Genomic DNA, 8,214 nt, shown 5'->3' with positions numbered 1-8,214 from the left:
CCCGCACCCTCCCGGCCCGACGATTTTGTTCATCGCCCGGCCCCGGGACCTTCGCAGGCCCCGAACCTGTTCCGGCGGTAATCGGCTTATCGACCCGCCAGCTCCGATCGCACCAGTTCCAGCAGCCGCCCCAACCAGTTGGCACCGCCCGAGTGCCAGTACCGCGATCCCCAATCGTTGTAGAGCAGCCGAGCATCGCCGGTCTTCTCCAGTTGTCGCGCCATCGCCGGATGCCGGCCGAACTTGTCCCGAAGCAGCGCGGCCATCACACCGAGCCGGATCGTGGGCCAGTCGTTCCGCCGGGGTGCGTCGGCGGCCAGGGTTCGGGCATCGATGCCGCGCTCCACGGAGGCGATACGGTCGTGCCAGGCGGCGTCGTCAGTCGAGAGTGCCCAGTAGGCGTGCATGACGGACGGATATTCCTGGCCGTACTGCACGACCAGCGCCGGATAGTCGATCTGCAGGACCTCAAGACCCGGTGTCTCTGGCCAGCCGTTCGGATAGACGTGGCCGCCCGGCCGCAGCGGGATTGCGGTGGCGGTCTCAGGCCCGTCCGCCGTGTTCCGCTCCTGCCACTCGGCGTCGGCACGCTCGCTTCGGCGGAAATATTCCAGCGCCTGCTCCCGCATCTCAGGAGTCACAGTGAGCGAATGGTTCGCATCCCGGGCCGGGATCGTCTCGCCCGGCTCCGCGATCAGGATCCGCACCGGCACGTCGTTCTGGTCCATGTCACCGAGCATGTAGATCCGCCGGTGTTCGGGCACCGCCTGGTATCGGTCACGGACGATCTCCAGGTTGCCAGGGCTTGGCTCGGCAGCGTACGCGATCAGAGCGTCCCAACAGCGTCTGGAGGAGTCCGGCCGGTCATTGAGCCGATCCACCTCGTCGATGAGGTCACCGATCACCAGTTCCGGCGTCAGCCAGGACTCCAGCCGTGCCGGACCGGCGGCAGCGCCGGTGACGATGATCTTTGCGTCCTCCGGCGGCGCCAAGGTCAGGGTGCCGTCCGCGAATGCGGTACGAAGGCCGTCGAAGTCGGTCGAGTTCCACCGCCAGACAACGACGCCGTCCGCGTAGACACTGAGTGTGGTCAGGACGTAGTGGTCTCGTTCACGCTCGAAGATCAGGCGTTGCCGTCCCCGTACGACATCACTTTCGACGGCGCGCCAGGTCGCAGTGGTGTCCGACATGCAGCAAGTCTAAAGATCTTGGACGATCGCGAAAGCACGTCTGGCTTCCAGCCGGCGACACCGCGTTCACCTACGCGTACTCGCCGAGATTTTCACCGATGACCACTGCTCCTGTCCCGGATACACGACCGCATCCCGGACAGACATGTGCGGCACCGCGTCAAGTGCTACAGGTGATCACCGTCACCACCCTCTGACGAAGCCGCGCCGGCATCGCGAACCAGAACCCGGTCCCGCTGCGATAGGTAGGCATGACCGCCCAGGACGACGCCGGCCTCCTGGCGCCGCCGGGTGCTCACCGTCCGCCGGTACCCCGGCGCGGCTGACAGCCGTACGGCATCCGCCGGCGGTTTGAGCGGACATTCCCCTGTGGCCAGTTCGAGTTCACCGCATCGCTCTACGGTGCCAGCGGACCGAGAACGCCCTGCTCGTACCTGGAGAGATGAGGATTGATGGCAGTAAGCAAGCGGGTGGTGGGCCTGACTGCTGCGGCGGTCGCGCTGACCCTGACGCTGCCGGGCGCCGCGACCGCGGCGGCGGCTGAGCGGAACACGTGGGACCAGGCCGAGTTGTTGACGTTCGCCGCGCTGCCAGCGGCAACCTTCGTTCCCGGCAGCGAACCGTCCGGCTCGTCGCTCGGCAGTGCCCCCATCAACGGGATCACCCCGCCGTTCGCCGACCAACCGATCCAGGGGTTCAGCGGCGTCCTGCGCAACACCGACGGCACCTTCGACGTTCTGTCCGACAACGGCTTCGGCAACAAGGCCAACAGTGCCGACTTCGTGCTGCGTGTTCAGCGGGTAGCGCCCGACTTTGGCAGCGGCGCCGTGGACGTGCTCGGTGGCATCAACCTGACCGACCCGTACGGCAAGGTGCCATTCCCGCTCACGCGTGCCGACCGCGTGCTCACCGGAGCCGACTTCGACGTCGAGTCGATCACCCGGACGGCGGATGGCACGTATTGGCTGGGTGACGAATTCGGTCCGTACCTGCTGCATTTCGACCGGGCGGGCCGCTTGCTACAGGCGCCGGTGCCGCTGCCCGGGGTTTTCGCCCCCGAGAACCCGGGCCGCGGCACGACCCCGGCCAACCTCGCCAGCAGCAAGGGCTTCGAGGGCATGGCCCAGTCGCCAGACGGTCGCACGCTCTACCCGCTGCTTGAGGGCACGACCACTGGTGATCCGGCCGGCACCCTCCGGCTCAACGAGTTCGACACCCGGACCAACGCCTACACCGGCCGACGCTGGGCCTACGCGCTCGACTCTCCCGCTCACGCGATCGGTGACGCCATCATGGTCGATCGCGACCGCTTCCTGATCATCGAGCGTGACAACGGCCAGGGCGAGACGGCACAGGTCAAGAAGATCTATCTGGCCGACAAGCGCGACCGGAACCACGACGGACTGCTCGACAAGACGCTGGTCGCCGACCTGATGGCAATCGCCAACCCTCGCCACGTCGGTGGGTTCGGTGACCCGTTCACGTTCCCGTTCCAGACGATCGAGGACGTGGTGATCCTCGACGACCGCACGCTCGCCCTCCTGAATGACAACAACTTCCCGTCGTCGGCGGGCCGGACGGCCGGCCAGGCGGACAACAACGAGTTCATCGTGATCAAACTCGACCGCCACCTGGACGCGGACAAGCGCATTCTGCGTCGCTACTGAGCCGCTTTCAGCGGGGTGGGCAGACCGGCAGGCTGTCCACCCCGTCCCGGGCGGCCCGAGCGCGCACCGAACGGTGTCGCGTGGGTCATGCCTCAGCAGTGGGTCGGCTGTGCACCACCAACTCGTCGATCTCCAACCGGCCGACGCGCAACTCCCGCACGACCGCTCGGCGGATCACCAGCCGCCCGATGACCAGCGCCCCAACGGCCACGGCCCCGACGGCCAGCGCCCCCACGGCGAGGGCACCGACCGACGCCGCGCCCGCAGCCCGCGCGCCGGTAGCCGCCGCGCCCGTCGCCACCGCGCCGTCGGCACGCGTTCCGGTCAACCGCATCAGGTTCACTTCTCGCTTCATCGCCCCATTGTCCGCGTGCCGCCAGCCGGGTGCCGATCAGGTGCGAAACGCCTCGATCGTGAGCGCGGCGAAGCGCCGAGAGGCGGCAGCCCGCGCGTTCGTCGAGGTGGCGTACAGGCCACCGTTGGCCATCAGCATGAGAACCAGATCGTCCAGGCCCACGTCAGGCCGCAGGTGGCCGGTGCCCTTGGCCCGGCGCATCAGTTCGGCCAGCGAGGCGAGGGCGGCTTCGCGCTTCGCGGCGAGGTCCACGGCGTGGGGAAATGCCGAGGTGAACGCCGCGGTGAAGCCTCGGCTTCGGGCTTGCAGCTCACACAGTTGTTCGATCACGAGACACAGGCCGCGCCAGGGGTCAGGGTCGGTGAGCCCTTCGTCGACGACGGCGACGCACGCGTTCATCTGATCCGCGAACGCCTCCGTGGCCAACGCCTGCTTGGTGGGGAATCGGCGGTAGAGGGTGGCGGGGCCGACTCCGGCGCGTCGGGCTATCTCACGCATCGGCACGTCCATGCCTTCGGCGGCGAAAACCGCCCGGGCGGTGTCGAGGATGCGCTCACGGTTGTCCAGCGCGTCCGACCGCAGGTTCTGAGTCAAATGGCCACCCACTCTCTCACTCTAGCTAAACGGACGCATGCGTCCACTACCGTTCGGGCGTCCGCAGGACTGACGTGGGAAGGGTGACGAACAGTGAAGGCAGTAATGATCAGAAAGTTCGGCGACCCCCGTGGGCTGGAGGTCGTCGACCTTCCTGTCCCGGTGCCCGCTCCGGGGCAGGCGTTGATCACCACTGAGGCGGCCGGTGTGGCTGGCGCCGACGTCCTGATCCGAAGCGGCGCTCTGGCCGCGTACGGCTTCCGCGAGGGTCACATTCCGGGCGGCGAGGTTGCCGGCACGATCACGGCCGTGGGCGATGGCGTCGACCCCGCGTGGATCGGGCAACGCGTCTGGGCCTTCACCGGTACGGGCGGCGGCTACGCCGAGCAGGCAATCGCCCCGATCGCTGAGGTCCTGTCCCTGCCGGCGGGCCTCTCCGCAGTCGACGCCGTGACGCTCGGCAGCTCCGGGGTCGTGGCTCACTTCGGCCTCGCCCACGCGCACTTCTCGCCCGGCGAGACGGTCCTGGTCCGTGGCGCGGCCGGCAGTATCGGGATCATGGCGGTGCAGCTCGCCGTCAGCGGTGGTGCCAGCGCCGTCGCTGTCACGACCTCGTCGCCTGAGCGCGGCCGTCGGCTTCGCAGCCTCGGTGCCACCCACGTGCTGGACCGCTCCGGGGCTGGGGGTTCGGACGTTCCCACCGGCTACGACGTCATCATCGACGTCGTCGCGGGCCCGGACATGCCCGCGTTCTTCGACCGACTCAACCCCAACGGCCGGCTCGTGGCCGTCGGGGCGGTCGGCGGCCAACCGCCAGCGGACTTCGGGACGAGGTTGATGGCCGCGTTCCAGAAGTCGATGTCGTTCGCCACCTTCAGCGCGGCGACGGTGACGGCGGCCGCTCGACAGGCCGTACGCACGGAGCAGTTCGCCGCCGCCGCTCGCGGGGAACTCCAGACCATGGTGCACGAGGTTCTGCCGCTGGAGCGGGCGGTGGTGGCGCACCAGAAGATGGACGGTGGCGAGGTCTTCGGACGAATCGTCCTGACCGTGAGCCCCTTCCACTGAATCCGCTGCACCAACCGGGGTGGTCTCTTAGGCTGCGTGGGCGGGGCGCCCGGTTCGACGAGTGCGTCGCGGTGGCGCCGTACGGGCTGGTCGGGTGCTCCTCTCGGTGGCCTGCTTCCGCTACCTCAGCCGGCACGGGGAGCTGCCGCGACGGCGCGTAGGTCCCCCGGTGTCGTTTGCGGCCAGCGGCCGAGCCCGGCTACCGGTGAGGAGCACCGATGACCCAGAGTGCACAGGACCGCCCGGAGATCGTCGTCGGGCTCGTGGCAACCCCGCCGGATCATCCGGCCCGGGTGGCCGCGCGGCTCACCACCGAACTGACCAGCGGGCTCGCCGAGCGGGTCAACGCGGACGTGCGGTGGACCGTCCGGGAAGGCTGGGGAGCGGTAGCGCCGCGCCGCGACGGCGGCGTTGAGGCACTACTCGATGATCTTGCCCAGCGGCGCGCCGACGACCAGTGGGACGTCGCAATCTGCCTGACCGACCTGCCGCTGCATGCTGAGCGGGTGCCGCTGGTCGTGCAGACCTCCGCTCGGCGTCGAGTCGCTGTGGTGTCCCTGCCCGCCCTGGGACTGCACCAGCTGCGGGCGGCCCGCGCAGCCGTTCCGGATCTGGTGAGCCGGCTGCTGGCCGACGCCTCCGACGAGCGGGTGCCGCCGGCCGGCTGGGCACCGGCCACGATGGCAAGCCGGGTTCCCGCCATCCACCGGGTGGTCGGCGAGACCGACACCGGTGAACGGCGCTACGTCGCCTCGCGGTTCATCGGCCGACTACGGCTGTTGATCGGCATGGTTCGCGCCAACCGTCCGGGGCGCGCCCTGCTGGGCCTGTCGAAGCTGCTGGTCGGCGCGTTCGGCACGGCCGCGTTCGCGCTCACCACGGACACGATCTGGCAGATGGGCGATGCGCTCGGCGGATTCCGGCTTACCGTGATCATGCTGCTCGGGCTGACAGCGTTGGTGGCCTGGCTGATCGTGGCGCACGACCTGTGGGAGAAACCAAGCCACGAGACGCCAACTGAGCTGGCACGGCTGTTCAACCTGGGTACGACCCTCACCCTCACTCTGGCAACGGTGCTGTCCTACGTCGTGCTGTTCGTGGGAACGGTGCTCGTCGGAGCGCTGCTGGTCGACACCACCGTGTTGGAACAGACCTTGCAGCGGCCCGTCCACTTCGCCGACTATCTGACGCTCGCCTGGATCACCAGTTCGCTGGCCACCGTCGGCGGCGCGATCGGCTCCGGGCTGGAAAACGAGGAGACGGTTCGAGCCGCCGCATACGGCTATCATCCACAGCCCGATGGCTGGCGGGATGAGAGGAGCGGGCGGGTCTGATCGTTCATGGCTGATACTGACTGCGGGTGCGGGGCAGCCACTGGGGATGGCGGTCGCGAAGGTAGCGAAGCATTCCCTCGCGCAGGTCGCAGCGCAGGTCCCAGGCGCTGGCGCCGTCGGCGGCCGAAGCCTGCACCTGGATGACCACCGTCTGCGGGGTGGAGTCGACCATCTGGAGCACCCACTGGTCGCGATCCCACAGCGCTGAGGACTCGACCAGCCGGCGTGCTTCCCGGCGCAGGTCGTCCAGGTCGGCGGTGTGATCGACATGAATCTGGATCTTGCCGATCACTCTGGACTCATTCCGGGTCCAGTTCTGGAACGGCCGCTCGGTGAAGTACGTCGTCGGCAGGATGAGCATCCGCTCGTCCCAGAGCCGGATCACCACGTTGGTCAGTTTCACCTCCTCAACTCGGCCCCATTCGCCGTCCACCACCAGCACGTCGCCGACATGCAATCCGTCGGCGAAAGCGACCTGGACACCGGCGAACGCGTTGCCCAGCGCGGTGCGGGCCGACAGACCGATCAACGCCCCGACCACCCCCGCCGACGTCAACACGGAGACGCCGAAGAGGCGTACCGGCCGGAAGGTGATCAGGATCAGGCCGATCGCGACGATGGTGACCACGGCGACGGTGAGCCGCCGCACGGGGCGAATCTGCGTCCGGGCCCGCCGGACCCGTCGGCTGGCGACCGCATCACCCGGCAGTCGACTGAACGCGACCGCCTCGGCGACGTGCAACGCCTTGATCACCAACCATGCCCCGGACAGCACCAGAGCCACCAGGACGGCGTGCCGCAGATGACGCTGCCACCCGGCCGGACCCAACGGCAGCGCGTAGTACAGCGACCCCACCAGTAGCAGCGCCGCGGCCGGGCGGCGGCAGGCATGCCGCAGCGGCTCCAACAACCACTGGTAACGGCCACCGGCTACCCGGCGGACGACCAGGCCAGAGATCAGGTCGACGACCACTGCGGTCGTCAGCGCGGCCACGACGATCAACGCGGTACGCATCAGAGGCCGTTCACGGTAATCCCGATGCCAGCTTCCCTCGGCTCACTGCCCAGTCCACGTGCTCAGGGTGCCACCCCGTCCGATGCCAGGCTGCCAACATCGGCGAACAACCCGCTCCGCGACGAGGGCTGCCCCTGAACCCTAAGGAGCGAGCGCGGATGATCGTCTTTCCGGTGATCCGCTCGGTCGGGTTGAGATCCCGAACCCAGCCACGGTAAAACTGGTCTGTAAAGTCCACTTCTGCCCGACGTCGGCGTGACACGCGCCTCATGGACCTTGGAGTCCAGAAGTGGTGGAGACTGCGGGAATACCACCGACCCGGAGAGCGTCTGTACCTGCGTGTCCAGGTGGGCTGGCACGACGACAGGCAAGGAGACGACGTGAACACCGAAAAGGCAATCCTCGCCGGAGGCTGCTTCTGGGGCATGGAGGAGTTGTTCCGCCGCCAGCCCGGCGTCGTGTCCACGCGCGTCGGCTACAGCGGCGGCGACGTCCCGAACGCCACCTACCGCAACCACGGCACCCACGCGGAGTCCATCGAGGTCGTCTACGACACCGACAAGACCGACTTCCGCGCGCTGCTCGAGTTCTTCTTCCAGATCCACGATCCGTCGACGAAGAACCGTCAGGGTAACGACATCGGCGTCAGCTACCGCTCGGCGATCTTCTACACCAGCGATGGGCAGAAGCGTGTCGCCGAGGACACCATCGCCGACGTCGACGCCTCGGGCCTGTGGCCCGGCAAGGTCGTCACCGAGGTCACCGCGGCCGGCGACTTCTGGGAGGCCGAGCCTGAGCACCAGAACTACCTGCAGACCTACCCGAACGGGTACACCTGCCACTTCCCCCGTCCGGGGTGGAAGCTTCCGAAGCGGGCGTCGGCCTGACACCTCGGCGGGGGGGGGCCCGCGGCGGCCCCGCCGCGGGGGGGCGGGGGGGGCGGGCCCCCCCCCCCCCCCACAGGTTTTTGTTGGTGGGGCGGCGCGCGGCC

At 68.6% G+C, this 8,214-nt stretch carries 8 protein-coding genes; 4 read left to right on the top strand and 4 right to left on the bottom strand.

Annotation, left to right across the window (positions count from 1 at the left end; all coding sequences use genetic code 11):
• Window positions 1–86: 86 nt before the first annotated feature.
• A complete protein-coding gene (locus AB0B48_RS30405) occupies window positions 87–1,190 on the bottom strand; it encodes an NADAR family protein (protein WP_357207519.1) in 1,104 nt (367 codons plus the stop codon).
• 452 nt (window positions 1,191–1,642) lie between these two features.
• Here AB0B48_RS30405 and AB0B48_RS30400 point away from each other — a divergent pair, with 452 nt between their 5' ends.
• Window positions 1,643–2,857: an esterase-like activity of phytase family protein gene (locus tag AB0B48_RS30400; protein WP_357207516.1), complete on the top strand. Its 1,215-nt coding sequence runs from the start codon at window positions 1,643–1,645 to the stop codon at window positions 2,855–2,857.
• Between the two features lie 85 nt (window positions 2,858–2,942).
• Here AB0B48_RS30400 and AB0B48_RS30395 read toward each other — a convergent pair whose 3' ends face one another.
• Window positions 2,943–3,212, bottom strand: a complete 270-nt coding sequence (locus AB0B48_RS30395) for a hypothetical protein (RefSeq protein WP_357207513.1) — start codon at window positions 3,210–3,212, stop codon at window positions 2,943–2,945.
• 36 nt (window positions 3,213–3,248) lie between these two features.
• Window positions 3,249–3,818: a helix-turn-helix domain-containing protein gene (locus AB0B48_RS30390; protein ID WP_357207509.1), complete on the bottom strand. Its 570-nt coding sequence runs from the start codon at window positions 3,816–3,818 to the stop codon at window positions 3,249–3,251.
• 93 nt (window positions 3,819–3,911) lie between these two features.
• Between AB0B48_RS30390 and AB0B48_RS30385 the strand changes: the two genes are divergently transcribed.
• Window positions 3,912–4,874: a zinc-dependent alcohol dehydrogenase family protein gene (locus AB0B48_RS30385; RefSeq protein ID WP_357207507.1), complete on the top strand. Its 963-nt coding sequence runs from the start codon at window positions 3,912–3,914 to the stop codon at window positions 4,872–4,874.
• Between the two features lie 218 nt (window positions 4,875–5,092).
• Entirely contained in the window at window positions 5,093–6,208 is a 1,116-nt protein-coding gene (locus AB0B48_RS30380) for a hypothetical protein (protein WP_357207504.1), read from the top strand.
• Between the two features lie 4 nt (window positions 6,209–6,212).
• Here AB0B48_RS30380 and AB0B48_RS30375 read toward each other — a convergent pair whose 3' ends face one another.
• Entirely contained in the window at window positions 6,213–7,223 is a 1,011-nt protein-coding gene (locus tag AB0B48_RS30375; RefSeq protein WP_357207502.1) for a mechanosensitive ion channel domain-containing protein, read from the bottom strand.
• Between the two features lie 380 nt (window positions 7,224–7,603).
• Between AB0B48_RS30375 and msrA the strand changes: the two genes are divergently transcribed.
• Window positions 7,604–8,110 carry a peptide-methionine (S)-S-oxide reductase MsrA gene (msrA, locus tag AB0B48_RS30370; protein ID WP_357207500.1) on the top strand — a complete coding sequence of 169 codons (507 nt, stop codon included), beginning with the start codon at window positions 7,604–7,606 and terminating at the stop codon, window positions 8,108–8,110.
• Window positions 8,111–8,214: the final 104 nt, after the last annotated feature.

Source organism: Micromonospora sp. NPDC049089, from assembly GCF_040648775.1.
Classification (GTDB): domain Bacteria; phylum Actinomycetota; class Actinomycetes; order Mycobacteriales; family Micromonosporaceae; genus Micromonospora.
Note: the sequence above shows the minus strand (reverse complement) of the source record. Positions and strands in the feature narration are given on the sequence as shown.